The organism is Kitasatospora sp. NPDC091335, from assembly GCF_044757205.1.
Classification (GTDB): Bacteria; Actinomycetota; Actinomycetes; order Streptomycetales; family Streptomycetaceae; genus Kitasatospora.
In genome coordinates this window covers 84,808-101,099 of the sequence record NZ_JBIVUM010000015.1, presented here as the reverse complement: position 1 = coordinate 101,099, position 16,292 = coordinate 84,808, and the positions used below count along the sequence as shown (strand labels likewise).

Below are 16,292 nucleotides of genomic sequence, written 5' to 3'. Positions count from 1 at the left end.
GGAGAACAGCATGACCAGCAGCACGGCGCACCCTGTCCGCCGACCCGCCGCGCGTTCGGCGGGCGCCGCCCGTACGGTGGCCCGGGCGGTTCGGACGGCAGTCGCCACCGTCGCCGCGGTGGCCCTGCTCGCGACGCCGGCGGTGGCGGACACCGGGAGCGGGGCCGCTCCGGCCGGAGCACCCCAGGGCTTCTACACGTACGACTGGAAGGGCTGGAGCTGCGAGAGGTCCTACAGGATCAACACGCCCACTCCGGGCATGGTCCTGCAGTACGACAACGCGTCCGACAACAAGGCGGTGCTCCAGAAGCAGTGGACGGGCGCGGACAACCAGCAGTGGGATGTCTGCCAATGGCCCGGCCCGGTGGAGACCGCCGACTACATCCTGAAGTCCAGGGTGGACGGCCGTTGCGTCACCCTCTGGGAAAGCTACCAGGAGGAGGGCTACTGGTTCTCCGTCTTCGACTGCGAGAGCTCTCTCACACAGAACCAGAAGTTCTGGATCTCCCGCGACCCGGGATCCGACAAGGTGATGTTCCAGGTGCTGCACAGCGGTATGTGGATGGCGATCCAGGGCCCGTTCGCGGCGGACGGCTCGCACGTCAGCCAGTACCTGAACCGCGCCACCGCCTTCTCCCTCCAGAAGCTCTGACCGACAGCGACGGCCCGCACCGGGCCTGAGCAGCTCCGCCGCACGCCCCTGGCACCACCCTCGCCGCAGCGGCCTCCGGGGTGGTGTCAGGAGGAGGAGCGTTCGTCGTCGCGGCCAGGTGGTGTGCAAGACGACGGGTGGGCCCTGGCGGCTGGTGCGCCAGGGCCCACCCGTCCGTCGTTCACCCGCTACGGCTGAACCGGGAGCTCGCCCGCTTCAGGACCGGGCCGCGCCGGTGCTGCTTGGTGTCGCGCACCGGGATGGTGCCGGCCGGAGTCCGGCCGGTCTCGGCTCAGTTGCCGATCTCGCTGCTGCTGTCACTGGACTTGGCCCAGCTGTGGCCGCCCTGGTCGAGGGTGGTGCCGTCGTGCATGGTCGTCTTCTCAGCTGCCCCTGGCGTGACTTGTTCGTCAGGCCTGCCAAGTCGCCGCCCAGCCCTTCCAGTTCTGGGCCAAAAACCGCAGGCCCGGGCCATGAACGGCCCGGGCCTGCGGTTCAAGGCGCTGGATCAGACATCGCCGAACTCGCCGCTGCGGACGGCGGCGACGAACGACGTCCAGGCCTCGGACGGGAAAACGAGAGCCGGGCCGTGAGGGTCCTTGGAGTCACGGACAGGGGTCAGGTCACGAGAGCCGCGCGCGACCTCAAGGCAGTTGCCGCCATTGTTGGAGTACGAGGACTTGACCCAGCAAGCGCCGGTCAGATCTACCCGGTCAGCCATGACGCCCCTCTCAGACATCGCCGAACTCACCACTGCGGACGGCGACGACGAACGACGCCCAGGCATCGACTCGGAAGACGAGCGCCGGGCCCTGAGGGTCCTTCGAGTCACGCACAGGCATCAGGTCACGAGAGCCATGCGCAACCTCAAGGCAGTCGCCGCCTTGCTGGCTGTACGTCGACTTCACCCACGAAGCACTGGACAGGTCCACCCGGTCAACCATGGTGCCCCTCCCGGACTTCACCGAACTCACCACTACGGACAGCAGCCACGAACGACGCCCAGGCATCGGCTCGGAAGACAAGCGCCGGGCCCTGAGGGTCCTTCGAGTCACGCACAGGCATCAGGTCACGAGAGCCGCGCGCAACCTCAAGGCAGGCACCGCCCTGTTGGCTGTACGTCGACTTCACCCACGAAGCACTGGACAGGTCCACCCGGTCAACCATGGTGCCCCTCCCTGACTTCACCGAACTCACCACTACGGACAGCAGCCACGAACGACGCCCAGGCCTCGGATCGGAAGACAAGCGCCGGGCCCTGAGGGTCCTTCGAGTCACGAACCCTGCCCGGGTGCGCATCATCCACCTCGACGCAGCCGCCCTGCCCGTTGCTGTAGATGCTCTTGCGCCACTTGGCGCCCGCTGGGTCATGCATGGTCCAGCCCCTTCCATGCCGCCCGGATCACGCCAGACCGTCCGGCCGGCTGAACGCGGTGACCTGGAGTCGATCGCACGCCCAGGCTTCCTTACCCACCCGTACCCCAACAGAAGCCCAGCACACCAGCCATACCCCAAGACCGCAGGCCCGGGCCCTGAACGGCCCGGGCCTGCGGTTCAAGGCGCTGGATCAGACATCGCCGAACTCGCCGCCACGGACGGCAGCGACGAACGACGCCCAGGCCTCGGCTCGGAAGACGAGCGCCGGGCCCTGAGGGTCCTTCGAGTCACGGACAGGCATCACGTCACGAGAGCCGCGCGCAACCTCAAGGCAGTTGCCGCCTTGCTGGCTGTAGCTCGCCTTCACCCAATGGGCAGTGGCCAAGTTGATGTCGGACATTCGATCCCTTTCCGAGCAGCGCGCATCCATTCGAGAGTCGCCGTCTCGGACAGCGCTCCCACTTGGAGTCGATCGTAGTGTTTCCTCCAGAGGGCGAGCCGTTCGGTGTCCCGCTCAAGGTGGCTTCGCCCCTCGGATTCCGAGTAGCCCAGGAGAGACCGGTCGGAGAGAGTCAAGAGCACGATCGGCAAGGCGAAGGGACGTTCTTCCGCCAGCGCGAACGGCGCAATTTGAATAATCACATTGCTGACGGCATACAGCTCCTCCAGCCGTGCAAGCTGAGCCATCATCACCTCGCGGCCACCGATAGGGCGGTGCAGGCAACTCTCGTCCAGTACAGCATGCACCAGTGGCGGCCGGACGCGTTGGAGGAGTAGCTGTTGCCGCGTGAGCAGGTAGGTTACTCGCTCGTCAGCCTGCTGCTGAGTGATCGTCCCCCGCCGGACATCACCGACTGCCAGAGCCCGGGCATAGGGCTCAATCTGGAAGTGTCCTGGGATGACTCCAGCCTCGTAGATCCTTATCTCCGTGGCACTCTGCTCCTGATTTGCGAACTCGGGGAAGCCCTCCAGCAATGCCGAGTGCTTGACCTGGAGCCACATCAGCAGCAGGGTCCCCCCGGTCTCAAGCACCCGGTCGGCATCGCGCGCGAACTTCTCACTGGGAGGGGTCCGGTCGGGCGGAGCAAGTTCGGCGTAGGAGACATAGGAGGGATCGACCCCCACGAGTCTCGCCAACTGAGCTTGTGTGAGGCCAGCGGCCTTGCGCGACCTGCGGAGTTGCACTCCAAAAGGCGCCCATGGGCCTGACGTTGGATCAAGTTCTTTGAGGTTCATTGATCTTCACCTACTTGCCGAGCACTGACTTCAAGATTCAGGCCAGGTTCCGATCGTAGGGGATGAACCACCACTATGGCTACACCCGGCGATTTGCCGGACGCGCAGCGCAATCTACGGAAATTTCCCCATGCCCTGCGGGAAGTCGCACCGTCGACCGCTATGACCGTCAAACCCTCATGCCTGGAGCAGAGTTGAGCACGACCCGCCTCGCCACCAAACCCCCCACCCGCCGCTCGGGCCACCACACCCTCGTCCTCCGCGAGGACCCCGACGGCTCGCACGACCTCTCCGTCCTCCTCGTCGAACCCATCGACACGGACGGCCTCACCCTCCCCGGCGGCCCCGCCGAACAGGACGAACTCCCCCACCTCGCAGCCCGCCGGCACCTCGAAACCGAAACCGGGCTCGTCCTCCCCCTGCGCACCATCCTCACCATCGACTACACCCCCGCCACCGACCTCCCCGAGAGCCTCGACCTCGTCTACGCGGGCGGAATGCTCACACCCCGACAAGCCCACACCCTCCGCCACCACCAGCCCCCGCAGCGGATCCGCACCCTCCACTGGATCCCCCGCTCCGGCCTGCGCGACGCCACGACCACCGACCACTACCGCCGCGTCGAAGACGCCTGGGACGCCTGGGAGCACGGCGCCGGCCTCCCCCTCCTCATCCAGGGCACCCCCGTCCCGATCGGCTGACCACAACCCCCGACCGGCAACAACCCCCCTTCACACCCCTCCCCCCGAGGTACCCCCATGCTCACCGCCCGCCGCCCCCGCATGTTCGTCGCGCGCCTCGACTCCCGCACCGAATCCACGCCCCTGGCCCGGTACCTGCTCCGCGCCTACCTCTCCGGCCTCCCCGACGGCGACCGCTACACCGACACCGCCGAACTCCTCCTCAGCGAACTCTTCGCCAACGCCGTCCAGCACACCCACACCCCCGACGACCACCACATCGAGATCCGCTTCACCCTCACCCCCGACCACCTCCTGCGCCTCGAAGTCCACGACGCCGGCACCGAACACCCCACCCTCCACACCCCCACCCTCGACGCGGAGCACGGACGCGGACTCCTCCTCGTCAACGAACTCGCCCACCACTGGGGCAGCGCCACCCTCCCCGACGGCATCGGCAAGTTCACCTGGGCCCTCATCACCCCCGCCACCACCACCGCCTGAAAGCCCAACCCCCTCATGAACCTCACCACCCTCGCCCGCCACGCCCTCACCCGCGGCCACACCCCCGCCGCCACCTACGCCCTCCTCGCCAAACGCTCCGGCAAGCCCCTGCACTCCGCCCGCGCCGTCTGCCTCGCCCTCACCATCCCCCTCGCCGAAACCACCCGCCGCCTCACCGACTGCCACGACACCCTCCTCGCCGACCCCCGCCCGAACTCCGAAACCGACACCGGCGAAGTCCTCGAAGCCCTCGGCATCTTCGACATCCCCAAGTCCCTCACCGACACCGAACTCGCCATCGTCAACCTGTTCCTGACCGCCATCGACGCCATGGGCGGCATCCGGGCCGGCCACCAGCACGGCCTCCAGCGCTGGATCACCACCGGCAACCTCACCACCGCCTACCTCTCCCTCGCCGCCGCCCGCCCCCTCCCCCGCACCGGCAACCCCGCCCGGTACTGGACCACCCTCGTCGCGGCCGGCGAACTCCTCACCACCACCAACCCCGACCGCCGCATCATCTACGCCCTCGCCCACTGCCGCACCCAAGCCACCATCCAGCACCAGAAGTCGGCCCCGCCGACTTCCCACGCACCGGGCCGGCGGTAGACCCGGCAACCCCCGCCCCACACACCAGAAGTCGGCCCCACCGACTTCTCACGCACCCGCCCACCTCGATGCCATCCGACCACCGACGACTCCGGGAGAGGGCGAGCGTCGCGCCAAGCGGCTCTCGCCGCCCCCGTGATCGCGGGTTCCGGAGTCCACAGGCAGGCAAGCGGTGTGAAGAAGCAACTCAGGGAGCGAAGTACCAGCACGGCCAACGCCGACCACCCCGTGCCGGTGGCGCCACGCACGGCAGGGCGCCACCGCGGTGCAGTCCGCGGTGCCGCCCTGCCGTTCAGCCGTTCAGCCGTTCCTCCGCCTCCCCGGCGCCGGTCCGCTACGCGAGCGGTCCCTGCGGGTCGTGCCCGGGGAAGGGGCGGTCGAAGAGCCAGTTGTAGAGCATCTCCCGGCAGATCTCCGGCTGGTAGGCCGGCACCTCGTGACCGGAGTCGGGGATGGCCACCTGCGTCAGGTTGCCGAGTTGGCGGACGAAGCCCTTGGGGTCGCCCGGCGACTGCTTCCAGATCAGGCGGGGCGCGCTGTGCCACTTCGGGTCGCGCTCCCGCATGAGTGCGTCGAGGATCTCCTCGGTGCTCCGGTAGCCGCAGGCGGTGTCGAAGTTCCCGGTGTAGAGCAGCACCTTGTAGCGCTTGGAGTCCCCGTCGCTCCTGTCGATGAGGTCGCCGTACTTGTCGGACGCGTCCGCCATGTTGTCGGCTGCCAGGTTGTCGGCCACCGGGCCGCTGTTGTCCTCGCACGTCCACTCGACCCCGGGCACGTGCAGGGCCTTCTTGACGGGCTCGCTGGTCAGGTACTTCTTCATCGTCTCCCAGGGGAGGCCGTTCCACCGCCGGACGTCGTAGACGTCGAAGTTCCCGCCGTAGGCCAGGGTCTTGTCCACCAGGGCGTTGCCGTCCTTGGTGGCCTGGACCATGCTGCCTTCCTTGATCTCGGCCTGGACGTTCGCGTAGTCCCGGAGCAGTTCCTCGCGTTGGCCGATGCCGATGAACCCGGTGGTGTAGGCGTAGTCGATCATGAGGCCCAGTGAGAGTTCGGGCGTGATCCAGCCGTTGCCCACCGCGATCCCGCGCAGGTCGAGGTGCCGTCCCTTCTTCTGCCCGTTCTGCTTGTCGATCTCCAGGGCGATCGCCGGCACGTACTTGCCGGCGTAGCTCTCGCCGCAGACGTACAGCGGGCACTTCGCGTACTCGGGGTGCAGCCGGAAGAACTCCTGGAGCGCCTGCCAGAACATGTGGCCGAGCTCGGCCTCGTCCCGGACGTACTCCTCGGGCTTGTCGGAGTGGGTGTATCCGGTGCCCAGGGGCTGGTCCCAGTAGACGACGTGCGCCTCCTTGTTCCAGCCGGTGGTGGTCAGCGACACGGTCCCGACGCTGTCCTCGGTGATGGTCAGCGGGCCGTTCTCCAGGAAGAGCCCCACCAGCGAGGAGGCGCCGGGGCCTCCGTTGAGCCAGATCAGCAGCGGCGTGGCGCTGACCAGGTCCTGTTGCTCGGAGACGGGCACGTGGGGGCTACAGGTCTGGCTCTCGAAGAACCAGTAGAAGAGGTGGTTCTTCCTGGTGCCCGTGCCGTCGAGCCGTACGCGCCCCGCGTAGGAGCGGAGCCTCTTGGTGTCCTTGGTGTACAGGTCGAGGCTCTGGGTGTCGAGGAGGTTCGCCGGGATCGACGTGACGAGGTCTTCCGGGTCCATGGTTCGGTCCTTCGTTCGGGAGCGGATCGGCGGGATCGACCGGATCAACGGGATCGACGGGTTCAACGGGCGAACGGGATGCCCCGGCGGGACTGCGTGTGGTACGAGCCGGTGAACAGCCCCTTCGTACGCTCCGGGGCCTCCAGGGTGCCGATGCGCTGCCCCATGTGCAGTTGCAGGGCCGGGAAGCGGCCGTACTCGAACAGCAGGATGTTCAGGGAGCCGCCGTACTGGAAGTTCCCGATCTTCTGACCCTTCGCCACCGCAACGGGCTTCTGGGGGTTCTTGAACTCCGGTTCGTACTGCACGGAGCCGATCGAGTTGAGGCCGACGGTCACCATCGCCACGTACGTCTCGTGCTGCTTCCCCTTGGGGTCGGTGAAGTTCGTCCTGAAGACGAGGTAGCCGCGGCGGAAGTTGTCGAACATCTCGTAGTCGAACCCGTAACCGACGTTCCCCTTGTTGAGGAGCTCGGGGAAGTCCCGCATTCCGTAGTAGATCCCGTGGACGTCGTCGTGGGACTCCACGACCTCGCCCTTCACCGGCGCGTGGTACCAGTGGTAGGTGTCGGGCATCAGGATGCACGAAACGGCCGTGCCTCCGGGCAGCGTGCTGCCGTCCTCCTCTCTGGGGACGAACTTCTTGTAGTACTCGGAACCGGCGAGCAGCTGCTTGACGTTCATGGTGACGGTCTTGACCGGGATCGGCGTCTCCTCGGCCAGGTCGTCGACGATCATGTTGATGACGCAGTCGGTCGGGGCGACCACGACGCTGTCGTCGCCCGGGGCGTCGACCGGGCGTACCGACGGGTCCCGCAGCTCACGGATGAAGAACCGGTTGAAGGTGTCCCAGGGGCCCTGCTCGAAGTCGTCTATCCTCGTGCCGAGTTCAGTGCGCCAGAGCTTGATGAGATCCTGCCCCTCCTTCCCCTTGTCGTCCATCTGACCGCCCTGGAGATTGGTGAAGTCCTTGGTCATCTCCAGGCCGGGACCACAGGTCATGAAGACCATCCCGTAGTCGTTCTCGTAGGTGAGCCAGCTGAACTTCTCGATGTAGTCCAGGCCGTCGTTGGGCTTCGTCTTGTACCAGTCGTCGTACCAGTCCGTGAAGAACTTCTTCAGCGTCTCGATCGTCGCCCCCCGCCAGTCGTAGTACACCTTCTTTCCATCGGGATCGGTCGGGTCGGCCGGGCACTTCACCACGTTGGCGATCGTCGCGTCGAACAGGGTCCTGAAGCCCTCGTGATTGTCGCGGTACCAGTCGCCGATCTTGTCGAGGAACTCTTTGAGTGACTTCGAGAATTCACCGTTGTCCGGCATGCTCTCCCTTTCGCGTCCGCCGCGGAGGCGTCCCCTTTCGGATCACCTCTCTGGTCTCGGCGTCCACGAGTATGGCTCCGCCCCGACCAGCGGCCGGGGCGGACACACATGGGCGTCACCGGTCCGTGAATTCCCTTGCTGATATGAGGAATTGCCTCCTCCGGCGGCCGACCGGAAGAGCCGAAACGTTCTTCCGGTCGTGGCGACCGGCCCCCGTCAGCCGACCGGTGGAGGCTGCCGGCCACGACCGCGAGGCGCTCCCCTTCCAACGGCGGACGGCCGGATGGCGCATCGGAACGTCCCGGCGTCCCGCGGTCGCGGCCTGCGGGGGCCGTTGCTCTGGCGGGGTGATCCGCCACCGCCGCGCGCACGTTGGAGCCCGTCGGGCGCCCGCCGTGCCGTAGTCATGACCAGTGTTCCGGGCCCGCTCCCGTCGCCGGCGGAGCCGGGCCACCCCCGTCCCCCGTCGTGAAGGAGCCGCCATGTCCACCACGCCCGCCACGCCCCAGGAACCGGGCACCGCCACAGGACCGTCGGACGCCACGGTGTCGATCAAGAGGACGCAGGTGAGCACCGACCCGAAGGACTGGGCCCCCGTCCTCAAGGCCGGCTTCGTCTGCACCGCCGCACACCTGGAGATCAGCACTCCGGGCGACCGGCTGACGATCAGGCCGCGGTGCGTCCCCATGGTCTACGCCTACCACGAGGAAGGTGGGAGGAGACTCCTCTACCTGCACGGGTCCATCTACTACCCGACCGGGATCCCGGTCTCGCTGAAGCACCTGTGGAGCGATGACGGCGTGTCCGTCAGCCTGGCCGTCACCCTCGTCGACGGCCTCGTCGTCGGACGCGCGGCCATCAGCACCTCCCTCAACTACCGCTCCGTCGTCGTCAACGGCGTCGCCAGGAAGGTCGGCCCCTCCGAGCGCGCGAAGGCCTTCCAAGCGCTGAGCGACCAGATCATCCCCGGGCGCTGGAGCGAGCTGCGCCCCATCGACGACAAGGACCTGAACACGGACGGGCAGCACAGCCCCACCACCGGAGTCCTCTCCGTCGACCTCGGCGAGGAGGGCACGACCGTTCACGCCAAACTGGCGACCCACCCCGACGGGCCCGAACACGAAACCCAGCGGGACTGGGACTACCCCAACGCCTGGGGCGGTGTCCTCGCCCTGCACCAGACCTACGGCGACCCCGTCCCCGACAAGCGCGTCAAGCAGGGCACCCCCGTCCCCAAGTCCGTCCAGGACCTCGTCAAGAACCACAAGGCCACGTAGGACACGGCACCGTGGGCAGGGTGTCGGCCCCCGCCTTCGATGTTGGGGGCCGAACACCCTTGCCCGGCAGGTCAGTTGTCGTTGTTCACCTTGGTGTAGGCCGTGCTGTAGCCGGTCGGACAGTAGAGGGTGTCGGTCCCGATACCCATGTGCCAGGAGCCGAGGACCGTCGTCTGGTTGCCCTTGACGTTGTCGTTGTTGCAGACCAGCACCAGCTGCCAGTGGTTCTTCGTGGCGGTGGTCTGGCAGCTCACCGACCCCCAGTTCGTCCCCTGGGTGGTGCTGCAGTACGAGGTCGCCGACGCCCCCGGCGCCGCCATCACACCGGCGGCCACCAGCAGTGCCGCCCCCGTACCCAGAGCCGCGATTCGACGCATGGCCATCTCCCTTGCCGTATCCGGATCACGTGTGCGGTCAGCATGCCGAAGATGCGACCGGATGTACCCACTGGTGACACAACTGGCGGTCGGCCCTCCCGTTTGCGTGGGCAGCCGCGGCGTACGGCGCCACGGCCCGCCGCTCTGCCGACAGCCAAGGCGGGCCCGCATGGACCCCAACCGCCACTACAGTCCGGTGACATGACGACGGTCACCACACGCACGGTCGAGTACCCCGCCGACGGACTGACGATGGTCGGGCACCTCGCGCTGCCCGCCGGGAGCGGCCGCGGGCCCGCGGTGCTGGTCGGGCCCGAGGGTCCTGGCCTGAACGACTTCCAGCGCCGCCGCGCCGACGCCCTCGCCGAACTGGGGTACGTGGCGCTGGCGTTCGACATCAACGGCGGGCGCTGGTTCACCGATCCGCAGGAGATGCTGGCGCACGTGCTCCCGCTGCTCGCCGCCCCCGAGCGGCTGCGGGACATCGGCCATGCGGCACTGGACGTGCTGCGGGCCGAGCCCCGGACCGACCCCGAGCGGATCGCCGGCATCGGCTACGGCACCGGGGGCGCCGTCGTGCTGGAACTCGGGCGCGACGGGGTCGACCTGCGGGCGATCGGGACGGTCAACGCGGTGACCACGGGCCGCCCGGGCGAGGCGGCGCGCATCCGCTGCCCGGTGTGGGCCGGGGTCGGGTCGGAGGATCCGATCATGCCGCCCGCGCAGCGGGAGGCCTTCGCCGCCGAGATGCAGGACGCGGGCGTCGACTGGCGCCTGGTGGTCTACGGCGGCGCGCTGCACGCCTTCCACCACCCGATGGTCGACCAGGAGGTGCTGCCCGGCGTCGGCCACCACCCGCTGCACGCGCGGCGGGCGTGGCGCGACATCGTCGGCCTGCTCGCGGAGTGCCTGCCCGTGACGGAGTGAACCGGGGGCGGGGCGGAGCGTCAGGGCCTGGAGGGAGCGGGGGCCGGTGCAGGCAGGGCGAGTTGGCGTGCGGCGGCCTCGACGGTCTGGGCGAGGAGGACGGCGATGGTCATCGGGCCGACGCCGCCGGGCACGGGGGTGATCAGGCTCGCCCGATGGCGGGCGGTCCCGAAGTCGACGTCCCCGACGTTGCCCGGGTTGTAGCCCGCGTCGACCACCACGGCGCCGGGCTTGACGTCCGCCCCCTCGATGAAGCGCGGGAGGCCGACGGCGGCGACCAGGACGTCGGCCTCGCGCACGATCGCGGGCAGGCCGACGGTGCGGGAGTGGCAGTAGGTGACGGTGGCGTCCCGTCCGAGCAGGAGCAGGCCGGCGGGCTTGCCGAGGATGGGGCTGCGTCCCACCACGACGGCGTGCTTGCCGGTGAGGTCGACGTCGTATTCGTCCAGCAGGCGCATGATCCCTCCGGGCGTGCAGGAGACGAAGCCGGGCAGTCCGAAGGCCGTCGCGGCGAAGGAGTGCGTGGTGACCCCGTCGACGTCCTTGCCGGGGGCGATCGCCTCGAACGCGGCGCGCTCGTCGAGGTGCGGCCCGACCGGGTGTTGGAGCAGGATGCCGTGCACGTCCGGGTCCTCGGACAACTCGGTGACGGCCTCCACCAGCCCGGCGGTGCTCACCGAGGCGGGGAGGGCGACATGCCGCGAGCGGATGCCGGCCTTCGCGCAACGGGCCTGCTTCATCCGGACGTAGGTGACCGAGGCCGGGTCCTCCCCCACCAGGACGGTCGCCAGGCACGGCGACGTGCCGGTGCGGTGGCGGATGTCCTCGGCGGTTGCCGCGCTGGTCTCGATGATCCGGCGGGCGAGATCCGTGCCGTTCATCAGCCGCGCCTGCTGTGTCTGCACCACGTGCCACTCCCGAGCTCCACAATGGGTGCCCAGGCGCACGGCATCGACGGGGTGTCAGGCCGCTCCCCGGTGGTTCTCCACCTCAGCGCCAGTCACGGCCCGCGACCACGATAGCCCGTACGGACGGTTCCCGCTCGAAAGTTTCCGGGAAGGCCGCAGGCCCGGGCCGCGAGGAGCGGTCCGGGCCTGCGGTGCACCACTGGAGATTCACTTCCGACCGTTCATTTCTGACGATCCGTCATAGTTTGGCGCACTGACCGCCCTTCGGCCCGTTCACGGTGTTGGCGATGCCGCCGTTCACCGGGTCGGGGGTGTTGCCGGCGCAGTCCAGCGGGCCGCGCACGGTGGTGCCGGCCAGCAGGGTGGCGCCCTTGTTCAGGGCGACGTGCAGCGGCCCGGCGACGGTGCCGCGCAGGATCGCCGTGGTGCCGGTGGTGCCGCTGACGGCGACGGGGCCGTTGACGGTGGTGTCGGTCAGCACCAGGGTGCTCGCGCCGCGGGCGGAGAGCGGGCCGTTGACGGTGGAGTCCACCGCGATCAGGGCGGCGCCGGGCTGGACCAGGACCGGTCCGTCGATGCTCGCGCCCTCCAGGCAGGTGACGCCCGCGGTGACGGCGAGCGAGGAGTGCTTGCCGCGCACGGTGGTGGTGCAGGCGGGCACCGCGCCGACGGTGAGCGGCTGTTCGGCCTTCACCCCGCCGACGGTGACGCTCAGCGTGCCGCGGCCCGGGCGCAGCCCGGTCAGGGTGCCGGTGGCCGGGTCGTAGGCGGCGAGGGCGCCGCGCGGGGCGCTCGCGGCGGTGCCGATGTGGACGCCGGTGCCGCCCCACTGGGCGGTGACGGGCCAGGCGACGGGCACGGTGCGCTCGCCGTCCTGGGTGAAGGTGGCGTTGACCGGCGCGGCTTCGAGCAGGCCGAGCGCGGTGGGGGCCTTGAGGTCGACGGCGTCGGCGCGGGCGCGGACCTCGGCGCGCAGCCAGGCGGAGGTGTCGTCGGTGACGGCGTAGGGGTCGGTGACCTTGCCGGCGGTGGGGTTGATGCCGAGCATCGTCCAGCCGGTGAAGCCGCCGCGGTCGGGTTCGGAGGCGGGGCCCTTGCCGGAGTTGCCGTTGATCAGGTGCGGGACGCCGTCGATGCTCTGGGCGTGGAAGGCGCCGACGTGGCCGGTGACCATGGCGGCGGACTTGCCCTTGGTGCGGAAGTCGGCGAGCCACTGCTCGACGAGGGCGGCTTCCTTGCGGTCGCTGAGCCGGCTGCCCTGGTCGGGCAGCGGGTCGCGGGTGGGGTGGTGTTCGAAGAGCAGCAGGCCGGTGATGGACGGGTCCTTGGCGGCGCCGTCCAGGGCGTTGCGCAGGGTGGCGATCTGGTCGAAGCCGCTGCCGCGCAGGGTGCCGAGCGAGCTGTTCAGGGTGACGAAGCGGGTGCCCTTGACGTCGAACACCTGGGTGGTGTCGCCGAAGGCGGCCTTGAAGTTGTCGATGGTGCCGGGGCCCATCACCTCGTGGTTGCCGGGCACGTAGTGCCAGGGGATGGTGCGTCCGGTGAGCTGGTCGAACTCGTCGAGGAGCTTGCGGGCGAGGGCGAAGTCGGCGGGGGACGCCTCGTCGACGAAGTCGCCGTCGATGACGAGCAGTTCGGGCTTGGCGGCGGCGATGTCGCGCAGGGTGCGGCGGGCGGCCTGGACGATGTCGCTGTCGGGGCTGCGGGCGATGAACTGGGCGTCGGACATGACGGCGACGCGCAACTGGCGGCCGTCGACGGTGCCGTGGGTGAGCACGACGGGGTCGGTGACCTTGGGCTGGACGGGCAGTTCGACGTCGGGGGCGACCTTGACGCGCAGGTCGGCGAGGGTGAGGGCGCCGCTGTAGGAGCGGGCGGCGCCGGTCTCCATGAGGCGGAAGCGCTGGAAGGTCAGCGGGTACTGGACGCCTGCGGGGATGGGGAATTCGACCTTGCGCCAGCCGTTCCAGGTGACCATCGGGGCGTCGAGGTTGGCGGTGACGCCGGCGGCGGTGCGGTACTGGACGCGCGGCCAGGCGCCGTTGCCGTCGCCTTCGATCCACATGCTGACGGAGCGGGGCTGGCCGGGCAGCACGATGCCCTCGGGGGCGATGGCGTACTGGCCGCGGGTGCCGGTGGACTGGGTGAAGTCGTAGGTCAGGCGCAGGCCGTGGGTGCCGTCGGGGCCGGCGGCGGGGGCGACCGAGCCGCCGGGGGCGCGGTCGTTGCCGGACTTCCAGGCGGCGGCGTCGGAGAAGTCGGCGAAGGGCTTCTCGGTCATGCCGACGGTGACGGCGACGGCGGTCTCCAGGGTGCCGACCGTCAGTCTGAGGGTGGCGGACCTGCCGTCGGCCAGGGCCTTGAGGGTGATGGTGCCGTCGGCGGCGGCGCCGGCCTCGACGACGCCCTCGCCGCCGGTGACCTTGACGTCGGCGGCTTCGACGGGTGCGGCGTGGCCGAGTGCGTCGTAGCCGGTGACGGTGAGGCCGGCGGTGGTGCCGGTGCCTTCGAGGCCGATCGGTTCGTTGCCGGCGGTGATGCGTACGGCGGGGCCGAGCACGGTGAGCGGCAGGACGGACCTGTCGGCGCCCTTGGCGGTGACGGCGACCTCGGCGGGGCCGGATTCGCGGCCGGTGACGACGGCGTCCAGGCCGCGGCCCTCGACGGTGACCTTGGCGCCGGTGGCGGTGGACCAGGCGGTGGCGGGCACTGTGGCGGTGACGGCGCCGTAGGCCTCGTCGTGGGGCAGGGCGCGCACGGTGCGGTGCAGGCCGGGGAAGACGCGGGCGGCGGTGTCCACGGTCTCGGCGGGGCGCAGCCGGAAGCCCTTGGTCCGGCCGGAGCCGGGGGTGGAGAACAGGCCGAGGCCGTTGGCGACGGCGCGTTCCCCGCCGTTGTCGGAGGGGTTGCTGACGGTGCCGGCCTGGCCGGCGCCGGGCAGGCGGGCGGCCATGGCGGCGGAGCCGCCGCCGTCCATGTTGAGGGCGTTGTGGGCGCCCATGTCGCGCATCAGGACGGCGAGGTCGGGCAGGTTGATGCCGGGGCTGTCGGCCTGGCGGCCGTCGATGGAGACGAGGTACATGCGGCGGTTGTCGGCGGAGAAGCCGACGGCGGTGCGGGCGTTGAGTTCGTTGCCGTCGTTCTCGCCGGAGCGCTGGGCGACGCCGTCGGCGACCAGGACCTGGTAGCCGCCGACCGCGACGGCGACCTCGCCGAAGGAGGCGCGCGGGCGGTAGCCGACGGAGACCTGGTCGCCGGGCTTGAGGTCGCGCAGGGTGCGGGCGCCGGCGTCGCGGCCGACCAGGACGGTGGCGCCCTCGGGGACGGCGGCGCCGAGGGTGTCGCGGACGGCGGTGACCTTGCCGTCGCGCAGTTCGACCTCGACGACCTCGGCGGAGCCGTTCGCGACGTGGGCGCGGGTGGCGTCGCCCCAGGCGGGGGTGAACACGCCGATGCCGTCGGCGGGCAGGCCGTAGGTGTTGACGCCGGTGAGGGTGGCCTCGCGGCCGCCGGGCAGGCTCGCGTGGCCCTCCAGGAAGACCTGGGCCATCCGGGCCAGGCCGTCGGTGCCGACGGTGACGGCCTGGTTCCAGCCTTCGACGGGGGCCTGGATCAGGCCGTCCTGGCGGGAGACGCCGACGCCGAGGGGGGCTTCGGAGGCGTTCATGTCGAAGTAGTCGCCGTTGATCGCGGCGACGGCGCCGGCGCCGCGGGCCATCTCGGTGACGGTCTGGCGGGTGGTCACCTTGCCGGAGGACAGGTAGTCGACGCTCAGGCCCTTGGTGTCCAGGTCGGCGACGAGGACCTTGCCGCGGATCCAGCCGGCGCCGCCGAGGCGGTCGAAGGAGGTCATGGTCAGGCCGGGGGCGATCGGGGTGACGTCGCGGCGGGTGACCACCGACTCGCCCGGGCGGTCCAGGACCAGGCCGGGGTCGGCGGGCTTGGCCGCGTCCTTGGCCGGGGCGGGTGCGGGGGCGGCCCAGGCGGGGGTGGCGAGGCCGGGCAGGCCGGCGGCCAGCGCGGTGGCCAGTGCGAGCGCGCCCAGCCCGCGCCGGCGGGTGCGGGTGCGGGTGCCGGTGGGCGCGGTGGGCGCGGGCGCGGTGGTGGCGGGTGGGGGTGACATGTGGGGCTCTCCTCGTACGGCGGCGGGCTGGGGTCTTCCGGCGGCGTGCGGGGCGCCGGATCGGCCGTTCGCCCGCGGACGGTGCAACCCGGGGGCGTGTCCTCCCAGGTCGCAGGAAGCCAACCGTGCACGGACGGCCTCCAGTCCACGGCCCGGTGAACCGGCCCGCTCCGGGCCGCGAACAGGAGGCGGGATCCGGCGGGCGGATCCGGCGGGAAAGCTGACGTACCGCCATGAAGCGGACGGGGCCCGGCCGCTGCGCCGGGGTCCGGGATTCTGGACTCGCGGTCCGTCTCGGCTGCCCACCGTGCTGTTCGCTCCCTCCGGGACGAGCCGCACAGGAAGGTGTCGTCCCCTTGCGCGCGATCGGGATCGAGGAGCACGTCGGCCCCGGGGTCATGCGCCGGACGGGCCGCGCGACGGGCTGCACGGCGGACTCGCGAACCGCCACCGGTGGGCCCCGACCGACGCCTCGGCGGTGACACAGCGGGATCGTTCCCGTACGCACGGACACGGCCCCGCTGTGGGAAGGGCCACAGTTCCGGGGCCGCCGGGGCCACGTGGTGAGAAGGGTCACCTCCGGCGCCCGCCGGCGGCC

Annotated in this window: 17 protein-coding genes and 1 riboswitch; of the genes, 6 read left to right on the top strand and 11 right to left on the bottom strand. The window is 70.3% G+C overall.

What is annotated here, in order from left to right:
- Nucleotides 1-10 precede the first annotated feature (10 nt).
- Complete coding sequence (locus ACIQOW_RS28050) at nucleotides 11-652, top strand: RICIN domain-containing protein (RefSeq protein WP_401089485.1); 642 nt, start codon at nucleotides 11-13, stop codon at nucleotides 650-652.
- Nucleotides 653-1,160: 508 nt separating this feature from the next.
- Here ACIQOW_RS28050 and ACIQOW_RS28045 read toward each other — a convergent pair.
- The 6 genes from ACIQOW_RS28045 to ACIQOW_RS28020 form a co-directional block, all read right to left on the bottom strand.
- The gene (locus tag ACIQOW_RS28045; RefSeq protein WP_401089483.1) at nucleotides 1,161-1,373 is read right to left on the bottom strand and encodes a DUF397 domain-containing protein; all 213 of its coding nucleotides are present in this window, start codon (nucleotides 1,371-1,373) and stop codon (nucleotides 1,161-1,163) included.
- Between the two features lie 10 nt (nucleotides 1,374-1,383).
- Nucleotides 1,384-1,596 carry a DUF397 domain-containing protein gene (locus tag ACIQOW_RS28040; protein ID WP_401089481.1) on the bottom strand — a complete coding sequence of 71 codons (213 nt, stop codon included), beginning with the start codon at nucleotides 1,594-1,596 and terminating at the stop codon, nucleotides 1,384-1,386.
- Nucleotides 1,589-1,819 carry a DUF397 domain-containing protein gene (locus ACIQOW_RS28035; protein ID WP_401089480.1) on the bottom strand — a complete coding sequence of 77 codons (231 nt, stop codon included), beginning with the start codon at nucleotides 1,817-1,819 and terminating at the stop codon, nucleotides 1,589-1,591. Before ACIQOW_RS28035 ends, ACIQOW_RS28040 begins: the two co-directional genes overlap by 8 nt.
- Complete coding sequence (locus ACIQOW_RS28030) at nucleotides 1,812-2,027, bottom strand: DUF397 domain-containing protein (protein ID WP_401089478.1); 216 nt, start codon at nucleotides 2,025-2,027, stop codon at nucleotides 1,812-1,814. The genes ACIQOW_RS28035 and ACIQOW_RS28030 overlap by 8 nt, the downstream gene beginning before the upstream one ends.
- A gap of 192 nt (nucleotides 2,028-2,219) precedes the next feature.
- Nucleotides 2,220-2,429: a DUF397 domain-containing protein gene (locus ACIQOW_RS28025; RefSeq protein WP_401089476.1), complete on the bottom strand. Its 210-nt coding sequence runs from the start codon at nucleotides 2,427-2,429 to the stop codon at nucleotides 2,220-2,222.
- A complete protein-coding gene (locus ACIQOW_RS28020; protein ID WP_401089474.1) occupies nucleotides 2,393-3,265 on the bottom strand; it encodes a helix-turn-helix domain-containing protein in 873 nt (290 codons plus the stop codon). Before ACIQOW_RS28020 ends, ACIQOW_RS28025 begins: the two co-directional genes overlap by 37 nt.
- Before the next feature lie 194 nt (nucleotides 3,266-3,459).
- Between ACIQOW_RS28020 and ACIQOW_RS28015 the strand changes: the two genes are divergently transcribed.
- Genes ACIQOW_RS28015 through ACIQOW_RS28005 form a run of 3 tightly spaced genes read left to right on the top strand, consistent with a single transcriptional unit; the run spans nucleotide 3,460 to nucleotide 5,058 of the window.
- On the top strand, nucleotides 3,460-3,966 hold the full coding sequence (locus tag ACIQOW_RS28015) for an NUDIX domain-containing protein (protein WP_401089472.1): 507 nt from the start codon (nucleotides 3,460-3,462) through the stop codon (nucleotides 3,964-3,966).
- Between the two features lie 57 nt (nucleotides 3,967-4,023).
- Entirely contained in the window at nucleotides 4,024-4,449 is a 426-nt protein-coding gene (locus ACIQOW_RS28010) for an ATP-binding protein (protein ID WP_401089470.1), read from the top strand.
- Nucleotides 4,450-4,464: 15 nt separating this feature from the next.
- Nucleotides 4,465-5,058, top strand: coding sequence for a hypothetical protein (locus ACIQOW_RS28005; RefSeq protein WP_401089468.1), 594 nt, complete (start codon nucleotides 4,465-4,467; stop codon nucleotides 5,056-5,058).
- 334 nt (nucleotides 5,059-5,392) lie between these two features.
- On the opposite strand, the gene ACIQOW_RS28000 is transcribed toward ACIQOW_RS28005, so the two are convergent.
- Both ACIQOW_RS28000 and ACIQOW_RS27995 read right to left on the bottom strand, forming a co-directional pair.
- Nucleotides 5,393-6,763 carry a hypothetical protein gene (locus ACIQOW_RS28000; protein ID WP_401089466.1) on the bottom strand — a complete coding sequence of 457 codons (1,371 nt, stop codon included), beginning with the start codon at nucleotides 6,761-6,763 and terminating at the stop codon, nucleotides 5,393-5,395.
- Nucleotides 6,764-6,825: 62 nt separating this feature from the next.
- The gene (locus tag ACIQOW_RS27995; RefSeq protein WP_401089464.1) at nucleotides 6,826-8,082 is read right to left on the bottom strand and encodes a phosphatidylserine decarboxylase; all 1,257 of its coding nucleotides are present in this window, start codon (nucleotides 8,080-8,082) and stop codon (nucleotides 6,826-6,828) included.
- 482 nt (nucleotides 8,083-8,564) lie between these two features.
- Here ACIQOW_RS27995 and ACIQOW_RS27990 point away from each other — a divergent pair, with 482 nt between their 5' ends.
- Complete coding sequence (locus tag ACIQOW_RS27990; protein ID WP_401089462.1) at nucleotides 8,565-9,359, top strand: pyridoxamine 5'-phosphate oxidase family protein; 795 nt, start codon at nucleotides 8,565-8,567, stop codon at nucleotides 9,357-9,359.
- A gap of 71 nt (nucleotides 9,360-9,430) precedes the next feature.
- Here ACIQOW_RS27990 and ACIQOW_RS27985 read toward each other — a convergent pair whose 3' ends face one another.
- On the bottom strand, nucleotides 9,431-9,736 hold the full coding sequence (locus ACIQOW_RS27985; protein ID WP_401089460.1) for a hypothetical protein: 306 nt from the start codon (nucleotides 9,734-9,736) through the stop codon (nucleotides 9,431-9,433).
- Between the two features lie 201 nt (nucleotides 9,737-9,937).
- Between ACIQOW_RS27985 and ACIQOW_RS27980 the strand changes: the two genes are divergently transcribed.
- On the top strand, nucleotides 9,938-10,663 hold the full coding sequence (locus tag ACIQOW_RS27980) for a dienelactone hydrolase family protein (protein ID WP_401089458.1): 726 nt from the start codon (nucleotides 9,938-9,940) through the stop codon (nucleotides 10,661-10,663).
- A gap of 20 nt (nucleotides 10,664-10,683) precedes the next feature.
- Here the strand turns inward: ACIQOW_RS27980 and ACIQOW_RS27975 are convergent, their stop codons facing one another.
- A complete protein-coding gene (locus tag ACIQOW_RS27975) occupies nucleotides 10,684-11,544 on the bottom strand; it encodes a bifunctional 5,10-methylenetetrahydrofolate dehydrogenase/5,10-methenyltetrahydrofolate cyclohydrolase (protein ID WP_401089710.1) in 861 nt (286 codons plus the stop codon).
- Between the two features lie 47 nt (nucleotides 11,545-11,591).
- A riboswitch (ZMP/ZTP riboswitch) is annotated at nucleotides 11,592-11,677 on the bottom strand.
- Between the two features lie 132 nt (nucleotides 11,678-11,809).
- Entirely contained in the window at nucleotides 11,810-15,694 is a 3,885-nt protein-coding gene (locus ACIQOW_RS27970) for a phosphodiester glycosidase family protein (protein WP_401089457.1), read from the bottom strand.
- Nucleotides 15,695-16,292 lie beyond the last annotated feature (598 nt).